Source organism: Beggiatoa leptomitoformis (assembly GCF_001305575.3).
Lineage (GTDB): Bacteria > Pseudomonadota > Gammaproteobacteria > Beggiatoales > Beggiatoaceae > Beggiatoa > Beggiatoa leptomitoformis.
On sequence record NZ_CP012373.2, the window covers coordinates 1,109,265 to 1,122,578 of the forward strand.

10 protein-coding genes are annotated in these 13,314 nt (G+C 39.0%); 4 read left to right on the forward strand and 6 right to left on the reverse strand.

The genetic code is table 11. The features are described 5' to 3' along the window. Positions 1-47 precede the first annotated feature (47 nt). From AL038_RS04645 to AL038_RS04655, 3 genes are all read right to left on the reverse strand, one after another. Positions 48-476 carry a globin domain-containing protein gene (locus AL038_RS04645; RefSeq protein WP_062149688.1) on the reverse strand — a complete coding sequence of 143 codons (429 nt, stop codon included), beginning with the start codon at positions 474-476 and terminating at the stop codon, positions 48-50. A 132-nt stretch (positions 477-608) separates the two neighbouring features. Continuing rightward, the gene (locus tag AL038_RS04650) at positions 609-3,659 is read right to left on the reverse strand and encodes an MFS transporter (RefSeq protein WP_062149692.1); all 3,051 of its coding nucleotides are present in this window, start codon (positions 3,657-3,659) and stop codon (positions 609-611) included. A gap of 11 nt (positions 3,660-3,670) precedes the next feature. Continuing rightward, complete coding sequence (locus tag AL038_RS04655; protein WP_062149694.1) at positions 3,671-4,105, reverse strand: cyclic nucleotide-binding domain-containing protein; 435 nt, start codon at positions 4,103-4,105, stop codon at positions 3,671-3,673. Between the two features lie 343 nt (positions 4,106-4,448). Between AL038_RS04655 and AL038_RS04660 the strand changes: the two genes are divergently transcribed. Both AL038_RS04660 and AL038_RS04665 read left to right on the forward strand, forming a co-directional pair. Beyond that, the gene (locus tag AL038_RS04660) at positions 4,449-4,688 is read left to right on the forward strand and encodes a hypothetical protein (RefSeq protein WP_062149697.1); all 240 of its coding nucleotides are present in this window, start codon (positions 4,449-4,451) and stop codon (positions 4,686-4,688) included. A 105-nt stretch (positions 4,689-4,793) separates the two neighbouring features. Next, a complete protein-coding gene (locus AL038_RS04665; RefSeq protein ID WP_062149700.1) occupies positions 4,794-5,540 on the forward strand; it encodes a thiol:disulfide interchange protein DsbA/DsbL in 747 nt (248 codons plus the stop codon). A 57-nt stretch (positions 5,541-5,597) separates the two neighbouring features. Here AL038_RS04665 and AL038_RS04670 read toward each other — a convergent pair whose 3' ends face one another. Both AL038_RS04670 and AL038_RS04675 read right to left on the reverse strand, forming a co-directional pair. Beyond that, complete coding sequence (locus AL038_RS04670) at positions 5,598-5,909, reverse strand: RnfH family protein (RefSeq protein ID WP_062149703.1); 312 nt, start codon at positions 5,907-5,909, stop codon at positions 5,598-5,600. 17 nt (positions 5,910-5,926) lie between these two features. Beyond that, positions 5,927-6,367 carry a type II toxin-antitoxin system RatA family toxin gene (locus AL038_RS04675; protein WP_066246094.1) on the reverse strand — a complete coding sequence of 147 codons (441 nt, stop codon included), beginning with the start codon at positions 6,365-6,367 and terminating at the stop codon, positions 5,927-5,929. Positions 6,368-6,922: 555 nt separating this feature from the next. Here AL038_RS04675 and dnaE point away from each other — a divergent pair. Beyond that, entirely contained in the window at positions 6,923-11,134 is a 4,212-nt protein-coding gene (gene dnaE, locus AL038_RS04680) for a DNA polymerase III subunit alpha (RefSeq protein WP_062149709.1), read from the forward strand. Between the two features lie 254 nt (positions 11,135-11,388). Further along, positions 11,389-12,585: a class I SAM-dependent rRNA methyltransferase gene (locus tag AL038_RS04685; RefSeq protein ID WP_062149712.1), complete on the forward strand. Its 1,197-nt coding sequence runs from the start codon at positions 11,389-11,391 to the stop codon at positions 12,583-12,585. Positions 12,586-12,733: 148 nt separating this feature from the next. Here the strand turns inward: AL038_RS04685 and AL038_RS04690 are convergent, their stop codons facing one another. After that, positions 12,734-13,294, reverse strand: coding sequence for a glutathione peroxidase (locus tag AL038_RS04690; RefSeq protein ID WP_062149715.1), 561 nt, complete (start codon positions 13,292-13,294; stop codon positions 12,734-12,736). Positions 13,295-13,314 lie beyond the last annotated feature (20 nt).

The following is a 13,314-nucleotide window of genomic DNA, read 5'->3' on the forward strand; positions in this document are numbered from 1 at the left end:
GGGCGAATTAAATTCGCCACTGAGTTAACAGCTATAAGCAATACAAACTATCCCAGTTTTGCATACTTTTCTTGTTCTATTTTAATCAGCACATCCGCTAAAAACTGATAAGCCTCAGCCCAACCGTTAATAATCTCGGGGGTTGCTGCACTCCCCAATACATCACGAATCGCTTGCAGTAATGCTGCCCCTACGAGCGGATAATGCTCAGCTTTTACCTGCGTTACCACGTGTTTATCAGTAATTTTTCCGATTGCACCCGTTAAAGCCCCCAAATTATCAATATTGTTACAATAAGCGATAATCGCCTGTGCTAATACCGTTGGCTGGGCTTGTGGTGCATTCACAAATAATAATTTGAGTTCAGGATGTTGTGTAAAGAGTATGTCATACATTCTGGTTGCGATTTCTACCGCTTTCTCTCTTAAAACGGGCGTTGTTGCCTTAACAATCGCTTTAGCATTTTCTGATAACATGTACAATTCCCTGCAAAATAGTTTATTAAATCAAATATAACGCATGAAAATAATGTTGAGGATATGCGTTACCCGAATCAGAACTCACAAAATAGTAAAATTAAACAAACAGACACAAACTAACCCACATGACTAAGCTGCAACGGCTTTACGTGGTTTATCAATCAACAATTCGCGGGATTTTTTTGTCAATACCAAACGTGGCATTTTTGCCTGATCTTTATAGTTATAAAACAAACATGCTTTAAGCAAATCATTTTTTAATGCAAACATGTGTATTTCATAATTATCCACAGTAATTTCTAACGGTTCACCATACAATAAAAGATGCACCCGATGATAAGCCTGAATATCGGTAAATCGCTCATCAAAATACTTTACAATACGCTCAGTTAAAAACTTTTCACCTGCATTTAATAAAACTTCTAATGCATTGCCTTGATTTGCCCGACTGCCAGATAATAAACCGCGCGTTACCCGTTGAAAAAATTCTAAATTCCCTTCTGTTTCGTAAGTAATAACCGTTAGGATATGTAAAATCTGGTTTTCCGCCATTTCTTCTAACAATTTAGTAATTAAATCATGTGCTTTACCGTTTTTTTCTGCTTGGCGATGTAAGCGAATCAAACAATTTAAACAAATAAATGTCTGTAAGGCTTTATCCGCCATTTGTCGCAACCGTTCTTTTTGTAACTCATTCAGACGGGAATAAACCAAAGACAAAATTTCAAAGCGTTGTTGAACGGATATATCCTCTGTAAAGAGTTGTTTTACTAAAGCATTACGACAAACCCCTAAACTTAAGCGTAATAACTCTTTACTCTCATTCACAACGGCATGGTCTTTTGCACCCAACAACTCAATAACGGTTGTCCAATCAGTCAGCGGTTGACACTCTTTTAAGGCTTGTAATGCCGTGATTCGCATACGATTATCTTCAGAGGATAACGCAGTGATTAATCGATCTTTATAAGGGTCTAATTGTCCTTCTAACATACGCATATAAGCCATCAACGCCGCTAGCTGAACATCAGGGCGCGGATTACTATCTAAATAAGGCAACAAATAGAAAATATATTGCTGTTGTTTTAGTTCACCTAATGCGTACAAATATAAGGGTAATTCTGATGAATTTCGATTTTCTTGCAGGCGGTGTAAAATTTTATCGGCAACCCCTTTTTTTCCTCGATAATCAGGATGTTTATGTAAACATAACGCCGCTTCTATAAATACCTGTGATGTACTGTGGGATAAAAATTTTTCTACTTGAGCGTTTAAATTAACATTATTAAAAAGAGAGAGATGCTTTAAAGCGATTGCCAAAATAACGGGATCTGTTTCAACGTGTAACATTTCGGCAAAATAGCTTGCATTCGTATGCGATTGTGGCAAAACTGCAAGCGTATCAAGGCAATGTTTTTTAATATCAAAATGACTACTTTTTATCGACGCTAATAAATTGCGTGTTTGATTTAATTTATTCCGACTAATCGTTACTTGTTCTTCTATTTCAATCCGTTCTGTTGAACCTGCGGGTAAATGTTTTGCCTCATTTTTCAATCGTTTTGAATCTATTTCAAAGTGTTTGGCTTCTAATTCTAACGGTTTTGTTTCTTCAATTTCCATGCGCTGCACTTTGAGCATTAAATTACCAACTTGGTTACTAAATTGACTCAATTGTAAAAGGCGTATCATTTCTAATGCAGCAATAACATGATGTGAATCGTGGCTATTGAGTTTTTCATCAATAACAGAACGTAAGTCACTATTTTTACCAGAACCGATTTCAATATTACGGTCAAATAACTCACGATTGAGTAAACCAAACACACCATCGTTATAAGCCGACCATTGGGGGAAAGCAATGAAAATACCCAGTACGGAAGCGATTAAGGCAATAGCGGGTAAAACGTAACTTAGTTGCGTTATGCTTAAAAAATGGCTATCTCCCGTCATAAAGATTAAAAAGCCACCCGCAATCGTGGTAGAAAAGGGAAAAATAATGCCATTTAAAAAGGCCTTATTAACTCCCCATTGATTGGGGGGAATTGCATTAAACAATAAATTATTTGCAGGTGTACGTAATGCCCCGCGCATTTCTTGATTAACAAATTGTGTGGTTACAGCAAGTAATAACATTAAAAACAAATTATTATCTACAGCATTCGGGGTGTAGGGATTCCAATAGAAATACATTAATAAGCCGACACTCACTGTTGCAGCAAGAACGGGATAGATGAGATTGGTAACGCCAACACCCAAGCCAACAATCAGGCGTGATGTTACAAAGAGTTGAATAAATAGCCAGGTTAAATTGGCAAAAATTTCGTAAAAGGCGAAAAAAGAAGCGCGTGATGTGGTATCAGGATAAATAGATGGATATATAATAACTTGATATTGATATTCTAGTAATTTATTAGCAATAACAAAGAATATAAGCCCTAATGACATAAAAATCATAAGACGCGAGTTTATAATATATTTAAAAGCACTGACTAGCTCACGGAAAGGGGTTTTATTATTACCTCGTGTTTCTGAAACACTAGAGCGGACAGGGCTTAAACGCGTACTAATAATTTTAAGTAAGCCTATAACGCCTAAACAAGATAATCCTAAGACTAAAATAAGATAGTTTGGCGGGAGATGAAATATGTTTAAACAGGTGACTAGCACTAAACCGCCCAGTGTACCGCCAATCGGAATACCTGCATTAATCACGGTTGTAACGCGCTTAACCTGCACGGCATTAAAATAAGAGGCAACAACGCTACCAATATGAATAAAAATCAATACATAGAAAAAGAAAAATCCGACAAAAAAGAGTCCATAAATCCATGTAAATGAGGGCAGCCAGTTTAGAACGATTATGAGTAAGCATTGAATAATAAACGCAAAGATTGCCATTGCGACAAAGAAAAACTTTAAAATATATAATCCACTGATTTTTTTAGTGTATTTTGCATAAGTAATAGAACCGACCATGACAGAAAGGTCGATTAAAATGAACATTAAAGGCAGTTGACCGGGCAGGTTTTGAATGAGCAATGCCATACCAATACTGCGGGCAAAACTTGCTCCAAAAGAAAAGACGAGAAAAACGAGAAAAAAATAAACAACACCATCCCACTCGTTGGGTTTAATCGAGAATAAGCTACTTAATAAACGCGTGAGTTTAACTGGCATGACTTAAGACTCTAATTTTTGGTATTGTTTAGCATACCACGCATACGACTAATCAATACTTTAATAAAACCAAACGCAATGGCAGGATATTCGTGTGCTAACTGCTCCATATCATTACGGTCTATCACTAAAAATGTACTAGACCCACTACAACGAGCTGTTGCTGTGCGTGTTTCTGCATCAAACAATGCGAGCTCACCCAAAAAGTCGTTTTCTTTTAAGGTTGCAATAGGTATTTCCATTCCCCCTTTATTTTTTAAAATTGTCACCTGTCCTGTAACCACAATGTACAGTCTATCGCCTACGTCCCCTTCATAAAATAAAGTGTGACCATCTTCGTATGCTTCTTCGCTCGCAATGGTCGATATTCTATGAATATCTTCCGTTTTTAGCGTAGAAAACAAAGGTACTTTACTGAGAACAATAATTTTCTCTAAAGGGATCATCAGGGATGTTGAATGGTTCGCAAGATTACTGATTAAAAAATAAGGATTAGCTTGATTATACGGTTTGAAAAAAACTTATTCTACGTACTTTTAAAATGAACGCATAGTGATGTATCTCTGACGGCAATATATTTATACTTTAAACAATACGGAAAAACACTTAAGTATCTTACCTTTTTTGTTTCTTGTTGTAAGCAGGTAACGAAAGATTCTAAACAGGCTCTATCTACGCTGTTTGTTATAACAAATCATTCTTAATAACGATTTTTTGTCATGCGCGTAGGATTATTTATCTATTTTAGAAATGAACTCATTTTTTCTAAATTATTTATGAGGAAAAAACATGCGTAAACGTAAAATTATGCAAATCATGCCTGCGGACGGTTGGCAGGCGGTTTTTCGAGATCAAAATGGGGCGGATAGTTTTGAGCCTATTGTTTGTTTTGCATTGATTTGGCACATTTACTCTACGGATGATGAGGCATTGGAATATCATGTTATCCCGATGGTTAGTTCAGAAAAAGGCATTGTCCTCGCTGATGAAAATCCACATTATGTAACCGCAGTAAAACAGGCAAACTGATGACTGTATTACAATTTTGTAACCCGCATTTTCTTAAACATGAGTATGGTAAACTGAGATTTAGCGATAAACTGATATTGTTCATCATTAGGATAGGAAAAATTTATGAAACGTTGGTTATTACAATTATTTACCATTGGTTTTATTGGTATAAATGCCGTGTTACCTGTTGCTCATGCAGAAGAAGAGCTATACAAGGATGCTTACACGTTAATCAATCCCCCTCAACCTACTGCAAATAGTGACAAAGTAGAAGTTGCAGAGCTGTTTTGGTACGGTTGCCCACATTGTTTTGCGTTTGAACCGTATTTACAAGCATGGTCAGCCAAGAAGGCAGATTATATCGACTATGTGCATGTGCCTGCAGTCTTTAACAATAATTGGGCGTTACACGCAAAGGCTTTTTATACCGCCGAGACATTAGGCGTTGTGAGTAAATTACACACAGCATTATTTAACGCCATTCACGTGCAAAAGCGTAAATTGTCTGATGAAGCTTCTATTATGGCGGTATTTACGGAAAATGGAGTGAGCGAGGACGACTTTAAAAAGACGTTCAGTTCTTTTAGCGTAGATAGCAAAATGCGACGGGCAAATGTGTTAAGTGTCGGCTATGGCGCGACTGGTGTTCCTGCTATCGTGGTGAATGGTAAGTATTTATTATCTAGCGATAAAGCGGGCGGATATGACAATCTACTAAAAGTCGTGGATTATTTAGCAGAAAAAGAATACAAAGCAATGAAGGCAACGGCAAAACCAACAACAGAAACCACGCCTAAGACTGTTCCAGAAACAACACCTACGCCTACACCATCGGCTATTGAACCCACTAAACCAGCAGAACAGAAATAAATATATTTTGTGACCGTTGGAATATGTAATGGTGCGACAGTTGTCGCACCTACTGCGTTAGATATCCCCGCCTCCTTTTTTCATTTTTTTCCCCTCATCTGCCCGCTGTTTGCGAACAAGTTTAGGATCAGCAATCAGAGGACGATAAATTTCTACCCTATCACCTTCTTGTAATACTGTATCTAATGCACAGATTTTACTAAAAATACCAATTTTTTGTTGTGTTAAATCAATTTCCTGAAAACGAGTTTTAATATTAGATAATTCAATTGCTTGTTCGGCAGTTGTATTATTTGGCACGGTCAATGGAATAATTGCCTGTTCTGCCTGTTTCGCGTATGCCACTTCAATGTGAATGAGGGTATCCATTGCAAACTCCTATAACGCTAGACCGTATTAAACCGTTCATAGGCTTGTTGAATAAACGAATCCATTAATGTATCTACTATTTTAGTAAAAATAGGTTTTAAACTAATACGTAGCAAAGGATTAGAAATCTCAAATTGCATATCTAATGTAATTTTACACCCCTCATTACCCAAAGGCTCAAACAGCCATTTACCATATAAATGACTAAAAGGGCCTTCCATCAAGTGCATTTCAATAGATGTATTAGGGATTAATACGTTACGTGTAGTAAACGACTTATCCAATCCTATGCGCCCCATCGTAATACTTGCATTAACTTCTGTCCCCTGAGTAGAAAGCACACGGGTTGACTTACACCATGGCAAAAAATCGGGATAATCTTCTATCCGACTAACCAGTGCGTACATATCATGAACTAAATAAGGGACTAGCGCGGTTTTATGAATATGAGTTGTCATAATGCGTATATATTTAAAATGAGGGCAAGAATAGCGAAGGCGATTCGTTGGCTAACATAAGCCGATTATTTGATAACTGGGTAGTGCCTAGTAAGCATAAGTCATTTTCTTAATGAGAGACGGTCTGAAACAGAATTATCAATGCAACAGTTTTTTATAGCTGTCAATGTTGAAAATCCTGATTGAGGACATGATTACATTTATCTTTTTTATCTTTAACACTACTTTTTCTCTACCCTAGTTTATAGCGTTTTTTATAGATTATGAACAGCTTTCTATTTATTTATCATATAATTCAGCATTATAAAACACTTTATAACTTTTAAGGATTGATTACAATGGTTAATGAAAGAAATGATAACCCGTGTAGGATGGCGAATGAAAAAGATGGATAACACCATTTCCAGCGATAGTACCCATAGCAGCTTGGCAAGCAAGCACGGGGAAATTTTTAGAAATATAAGAATATCAATGAATAAATAAATTCACCCTTACATTTTTCAACCTAAAAAGGCTACACTAAGCCCCATTTTTCCTGCACGCCCATTTGCTACCATGTCCCGTTTTATTCACCTTCGTTGCCACACAGAATACTCTCTTGTCGATAGCCTTATTCGTCTTAAGGGCTTGATTAAAGCGGTAGAAAAGGCAGAAATGCCCGCCGTTGCAATGACCGACCTGAATAATTTATTCGGACTCGTCAAATTCGTTAAAACCGCACAATCCGCAGGCATAAAACCCATTGCAGGCGTTGATGCGTTCATCCTACATCCCAGCGGTGAAAGCTCCCGTATTTTACTACTTTGCCAAGATAAACAAGGCTATAAAAATATCACTCGCCTTGTTTCCGATGCCTACATCAAAGGACAACAAAAAGGTGTTCCCTATATTCATTGGGATTGGTTAGTCGGTGCAACAGAAGGATTAATCGCCCTATCGGGTGGACTATATGGCAATATTGGACAAGCCTTAATCAATGGAAATACCAACGTTGCCCAACAACATCTAAACGCATGGAAAACACTGTTTCCTGACAGATTTTATATAGAACTCATGCGTACAGGGCGCGTTAACGAAGAAACTTATCTACATGCTGCGGTTGAACTAGCCTTAGCAACACAAACGCCCGTTGTTGCGACCAATGACGTATGCTTTTTAGACAAAAGCGATTTTGATGCGCATGAAATCCGCGTGTGCATACATGAAGGGCGCACCATTACCGACCCCAACCGTCCCAAAAATTACAGCCCCGAACAATACTTACGCACGCCCGAAGAAATGGCGGAATTATTCTCAGATATTCCAGAAGCAATTGAAAATACATGGCAACTTGCACAACGCTGCAATATAGAACTCTCTCTCGGTAAACCTTTTTTACCCCTGTTCCCTATTCCCGAAGGCAAAAACATGGATGAATTTTTCCGTGAGCAAGCCGCGCGTGGATTAGAAGAACGCATGTTAAAACAATTTGATAGCCATTCAGCTGATTTCGCCAAACAGCGCAAACCCTACGATGAACGCTTACAAATCGAGCTAGACGTTATTATCAACATGGGGTTTCCCGGCTATTTTTTAATCGTTGCTGACTTTATTCAATGGGCAAAAGATAACAACATTCCCGTTGGACCGGGGCGCGGTTCAGGTGCAGGCTCACTGGTTGCATACGCCTTAAAAATAACAGATTTAGACCCATTACCCTACGATTTACTGTTTGAACGATTTTTAAATCCTGAACGGGTATCCATGCCCGACTTTGATATTGATTTTTGCATGGAAGGACGAGATACCGTTATTCGCTATGTCGCAGATAAATATGGACATGATAAAGTTTCCCAAATTATTACCTATGGCACAATGGCAGCAAAAGCCGTCGTGCGCGACGTAGGACGTGTACTCGACCATCCCTATGGATTTGTGGATAAAATTGCCAAACTAATTCCCTTTGAAATCGGAATTACACTAGAAAAAGCCTTAGAAGTAGAAGAAACCTTACGCACTCGCTATGAACAAGAAGAAGAAGTCCGTGAACTCATTGATATGGGTAGGAAATTAGAAGGATTAACCCGTAACGTAGGTAAACATGCGGGGGGGGTCGTTATCTCTCCCTCCGTTTTAACCGATTTTTCCCCACTATATTGTGAAGAAAAAGAAGGCGGTTTAGTCACCCAATTTGATAAAAGTGATGTGGAAGAAGCGGGTTTGGTCAAGTTCGACTTTTTAGGCTTGCGGACGCTAACGATTATTAAATGGGCATTAGAAATTATTAATTCCTACATCGATACCCCATTAGACATCATACAAATCCCGCTAGATGATGCCCCCACTTATGATTTATTAAAAAAAGCCAATACAACCGCCGTGTTTCAATTGGAATCGCGCGGTATGAAAGAATTAATCAAACGCCTACAACCCGATTGTTTTGAAGATATTGTTGCGTTAGTCGCGCTATTTCGCCCAGGCCCTTTACAATCAGGCATGGTAGATGATTTTATTAATCGGAAGCATGGACGGGAAAAAATAGAATACTTACATGCAGATTTAGATAATAACCAAGGGCTTGTCGGGATTCTTAAGCCAACGTATGGGGTTATTGTTTATCAAGAGCAAGTAATGCAAATTGCACAGGTTTTGTCAGGCTACACACTAGGCGGTGCGGACTTATTACGCCGCGCAATGGGGAAGAAAAAGCCTGAAGAAATGGCAAAACAACGCACAGGTTTCATCGATGGTGCGGTAACTAATCAAATTAAAGCAGATACAGCAGGTTATGTATTTGACTTAGTGGAAAAATTTGCAGGCTATGGATTTAATAAATGTCTCACGGGTGAAACCCTCATTGCTGACCCCAACACCGGTGAATTGCACCGCATAGAACAGCTTTATCAACACGGTTTAAGCCACGTTCTAAGCCTACAAACCGATAAGAAAATTGGCAAAAGCCATGTAGTGCAAGTAATGGAAAACGGTATAAAACCTGTTTTCACCCTCACGACCAGCACGGGCAAACAGGTTACAGCAACGGCTAATCATCCTTTTTTAACCGCTAATGGCTGGCAAGCCCTAGAACAGCTACAGGCAGGGCAACATATCGCCGCCCCCAGCTACTTACCCCTTGCAGGACAAGAAACCGCTGACGAATCCCAGTTAAACGACCTTGCCAATGAAACAACTGCATTTCCATCCACCGTTTTCCGTCTAAATCAACCCTGTTTAGCCCTTTTACTGGGTAAATACAGCATAAAATTTGGTAATAATCAGTCTTTTTTTATCGTTAAATCGTTAATACTAGCCCATCAACTACAACATTTACTCCTGCGCTTTGCCATCGTTAGCCAAATTACAACAGATTTAGAAAGTTATCGCGTGCAATGTTTAGGGCAACCGTCGCTTGCACAACTTAACAGCACACAAACGCGAAATAATACATTCACGCCCGATATTTTTTGGGAAGAAATTATCAGCATCATACCTGTTGGTAATGCAATGACTTATGATTTAGAAGTGGACGACACGCATAATTTTATTGCCAATGATTTAATTGTTCACAACTCCCACTCTGCTGCTTACGCACTGATTTCCTATCAAACTGCGTGGCTAAAAGCCCATCATCCTGCGGCCTTTATGGCGGCGGTGTTATCCTCCGACATGGATAACACTGATAAAGTTGTAATGTTGATTGATGCGTGCCGTGAAATGGGGTTAAAGGTTTTACCGCCGCATGTTAATGAATCTGAATATAAATTTACGGTTACTGATGACCAAAATCGAGCTATTTGTTATGGGTTGGGCGCGATTAAAGGCGTTGGTGAGGGCGCGTTAGAAGGCATTATTAATGAACGTAATAAAAACGGAAAATTTAAGGATTTATTTGAGTTTTGTCGGCGTGTGGATTTACGCAAAGCCAATCGGCGGGTTTTAGAAGCCTTAACCAAAGCAGGTGCATTGGATAAACTTGCACCAAATCGTGCTGTTATGAGCGCGTCATTGGACACAGCGATAAAACTGGCAGAACGCCATGTTGCAAATAGTAGTATCGGACAAAATGATATTTTTGGTATGAGTGGCGCGCCTAAAACGACGGATGAACCTGATAATCCACCCTTTATTGATGTTGCTGATTGGTCAGAGATTGAACGCTTAGAAGGGGAAAAAGACAGTTTAGGTTTGTATTTAAGCGGACATCCTATTAATCAATATCTTGCTGAAATTAGTCAATTAGTTCCAACACGTTTATCCGCAGTTCGCCCAACAGATAAATATCAAACGGCAAAAGTTGCAGGTTTAATCATTGGTGTCCGCACGATAAATAGCCGACGGGGGCGCATGGCCTCTTTAACCTTAGATGACAATACGGCTCGTTTAGATGTTTTAGTTTATTCAGAGATTTATAACGCCGCTAAAGATAAATTGGCAAAAGATTGTTTGCTGATTGCTGAGGGTGAAATTCGCGACGATGATTTTACAGGTGGTTATAGTATGACGGCGACAACGGTTTTAACGTTAGCAGAAGCCCGTGAAACCTATGCTCGCCATTTAACGATGAGTATTTATCCTGAACAGGCTAAAAATAATGCGTTAGTCCAATCGCTGATAGATATTTTAAACCCCCATAGACAAGGACAAGTTCCTGTTTGGATTGAATACATGCGCACCGATGCAAAAGTTGATATTCAACTGGGACAAGCGTGGAAAATCAAACCGAGTGACGCGCTGGTTACGCAGCTAAAGGCGTTGATTGGCGAAAAGAATGTGCGAATAATTTATTGAGATTAATAAAAAATTGTCTGAATCAGAATGCTCAGGACGGATGACACTTTGATAATTATAATCTATTGATTATTAAATAATTTAACGATTTTCATCACTCGGTAAATTCTGCTTTAGACAGGTTTTAATATTTAATGGGTAATTATCACTTAACTTTTTAAAAATTATGTATAAAAATAAAATAGCTAAAGCTATTTTACGTCACCTGTTATAATTCCATTCCTTTCTGCTACTTTTCCCGCCTGATTTATACTATGTCATTAACCCCTATTTTTTTAAGAAAACATGCCGACCGCCGCTTACGAGCAGGTCATTTATGGATTTATAGCAACGAAGTTGATACCGTTAAATCGCCACTCACCAGTTTTAGCGCGGGACAAGCTGTTATTATTCATACAGCAGATGAAAAACCTATCGGTACAGGTTATATCAATCCCCATTCGCTGATTTGCGTCCGTATTGTCAGTCGTGACCCACAAATAACCTTAAGCCGTTCTTTACTAGTGCATCGGTTGAACATCGCGCTATCTCTACGAGAACGTTTATTTAAAAAACCTTTTTACCGCCTCGTTTTTGGAGAAGGGGATTATTTATCGGGTTTAATTGTTGACCGTTTTGATGACGTGTTGGTTGTGCAAATTACAACGGCAGGCATGGAATTAGTAAAACAAGAGGTTATCGAGGCATTAGATAAAGTTTTACAACCACGTGCGATTGTATTACGCAATGATACAGGTTCACGCTTGTTAGAAGGGTTGGAAAATTACGTAGAAGTGGTAAAGGGAACATTGCCCAAAAATGTTTTTATAGAAGAAAATGGCGTTAAATTTCACGTGCCTGTATTAGAAGGGCAGAAAACAGGTTGGTTTTATGACCATCGGCAAAACCGTGCGGAATTTACACGTTATGTGCAAGGTTTGCGGGTGTTAGATGTGTTTAGCTACTGCGGCGCGTGGGGCATTCAGGCTGCTGTTGCTGGTGCAAGTGATGTGTTGTGTGTGGATAGTTCGGAAAGAGCATTAACGTGGCTAAAAAATAATGCTGAATTGAATGGTGTCGCTGACCGTGTCAAAACGGCTCAAGGCGACGCATTTGAGCTATTGCGCCATTTACGGCAAGAAGGGGAAAAGTTTGATGTGATTGTCTTAGACCCTCCAGCGTTTATCAAACGGCGTAAGGACCAAAAAGCAGGAGAGCAGGCTTATCATCGCATTAATCAAATGGCGACCCAATTATTAAGTCGCGAAGGAATTTTAGTTTCTGCTTCTTGTTCACTGCATCTTGCACGGGAAACGTTAATGGAAGTGGTGCGGTCAACAGGGCGACACATAGACCGTCACGTACAAATCTTAGGGCAAGGACATCAAGCGGCTGACCATCCCATTCATCCTGCGATTCCTGAAACGGATTATTTAAAGGCCTTATTTTGTCGGATTTTACCGAGCGGGTAAATCGGCATTGTTTGAGTTAGACTAAAATACGCACGGAATTAATACGGATACCACCGTTTAACGCGGCGTTATCCGTTTGTGTAACGGGTTTTTTTGAAACAGCGCAAAATTCGAAATCCGACAAATTTTAGGGTTAAAACCTATTAAGTTATTCGGATAATTGCTGTTTTAACAAAGCATCAATCGTTGTAATCAATTGTGGGTCATCTGGTTTAACACGGCTAGAATAGCTGCCAACTAATTTTCCTTGTCTATCTAAAAGATATTTATGGAAATTCCAGCGTGGATATTCTTCTGCCAAACTGGCTAACAGTTGGTAAAATGGATGTGGATTTTTTTCGCTAACGCTCATTTTTTCAAACATAGGAAATTCTACACCGTAGGTTAAACGGCAAAAACTCTGAATTTCTTGTTCACTGCCCGGTTCTTGTCCACCAAAATCATTGGAAGGAAAGCCCAATACAACAAGCCCTTGTTCTCGATATTGACGATAGAGTGCTTCTAAGCCCTCATATTGTGGGGTAAAACCGCATTTGCTGGCAGTATTGACAATCAACACAACTTTTCCTTGATAGGCTTCGCACAGATTAATGGTTTTATCACCTGTTAAGGGACGTACATCAAAATCTAAAGTTTTTGGGCATGCCGCTAGAGTGCTTGAAGGCAGGGCATAAAGCATAAATAATGTGGGGAATAAAAACTTGTTCATATCTAACCTCGTTTGTGTAA

What these genes read in the sequence shown, in the direction of transcription:
- AL038_RS04645 (WP_062149688.1), bottom strand. Translation starts at nt 476, where the DNA reads ATGTTATCAGAAAATGCTAAAGCGATTGTTAAGGCAACAACGCCCGTT.
- AL038_RS04650 (WP_062149692.1), bottom strand. Translation starts at nt 3,659, where the DNA reads ATGCCAGTTAAACTCACGCGTTTATTAAGTAGCTTATTCTCGATTAAA.
- AL038_RS04655 (WP_062149694.1), bottom strand. Translation starts at nt 4,105, where the DNA reads ATGATCCCTTTAGAGAAAATTATTGTTCTCAGTAAAGTACCTTTGTTT.
- AL038_RS04660 (WP_062149697.1), top strand. Translation starts at nt 4,449, where the DNA reads ATGCGTAAACGTAAAATTATGCAAATCATGCCTGCGGACGGTTGGCAG.
- AL038_RS04665 (WP_062149700.1), top strand. Translation starts at nt 4,794, where the DNA reads ATGAAACGTTGGTTATTACAATTATTTACCATTGGTTTTATTGGTATA.
- AL038_RS04670 (WP_062149703.1), bottom strand. Translation starts at nt 5,909, where the DNA reads ATGGATACCCTCATTCACATTGAAGTGGCATACGCGAAACAGGCAGAA.
- AL038_RS04675 (WP_066246094.1), bottom strand. Translation starts at nt 6,367, where the DNA reads ATGACAACTCATATTCATAAAACCGCGCTAGTCCCTTATTTAGTTCAT.
- dnaE (WP_062149709.1), top strand. Translation starts at nt 6,923, where the DNA reads ATGTCCCGTTTTATTCACCTTCGTTGCCACACAGAATACTCTCTTGTC.
- AL038_RS04685 (WP_062149712.1), top strand. Translation starts at nt 11,389, where the DNA reads ATGTCATTAACCCCTATTTTTTTAAGAAAACATGCCGACCGCCGCTTA.
- AL038_RS04690 (WP_062149715.1), bottom strand. Translation starts at nt 13,294, where the DNA reads ATGAACAAGTTTTTATTCCCCACATTATTTATGCTTTATGCCCTGCCT.